Origin of the sequence: Bacillus infantis (assembly GCF_050107595.1) — a bacterium.
Taxonomy (GTDB): Bacteria; Bacillota; Bacilli; order Bacillales; family Cytobacillaceae; genus Bacillus_AB; species Bacillus_AB infantis_C.
The window spans coordinates 1-422 of record NZ_JBNILH010000034.1; the positions used below are offsets into that span (position 1 = coordinate 1).

Below are 422 nucleotides of genomic sequence, written 5' to 3' on the forward strand. Positions count from 1 at the left end.
TAAATAGTCTGGTGGCGATAGCGAGAAGGTCACACCCGTTCCCATACCGAACACGGAAGTTAAGCTTCTCAGCGCCGATGGTAGTTGGGGGCTCTCCCCCTGTGAGAGTAGGACGCTGCCGGGCGAAGACAAAGAGATTGTTCTTTGTCTTTTTTAATCCCTTGCTGATGGAATATTATTCCTTACGGTAAAGGGTTGACCCATAATACCGCTGGTGTTATGATAGTCAGGCACCTTTTAGAGCTGATGCTCAGAACAAACTTTTTTAAAAAAAGTTGTTGACGAAGGCTGCTAAAAATGTTATTCTAATATAGTTGCTTTAAACGAGCGACCGAGATTGTTCTTTGAAAACTGAACGAACAAAAACGTCAACGTTAATCTTATTTTTATCAGAGCTAAATCTTACTCTTATATGGAGAGTT

At 41.5% G+C, this 422-nt stretch carries 1 rRNA gene; it reads left to right on the top strand.

Going from position 1 to position 422, the window contains the following annotated elements:
• Positions 1–7: 7 nt before the first annotated feature.
• Positions 8–124, top strand: a 5S ribosomal RNA gene (gene rrf, locus ACQCVH_RS25310).
• The last annotated feature ends 298 nt before the right edge of the window (positions 125–422 follow it).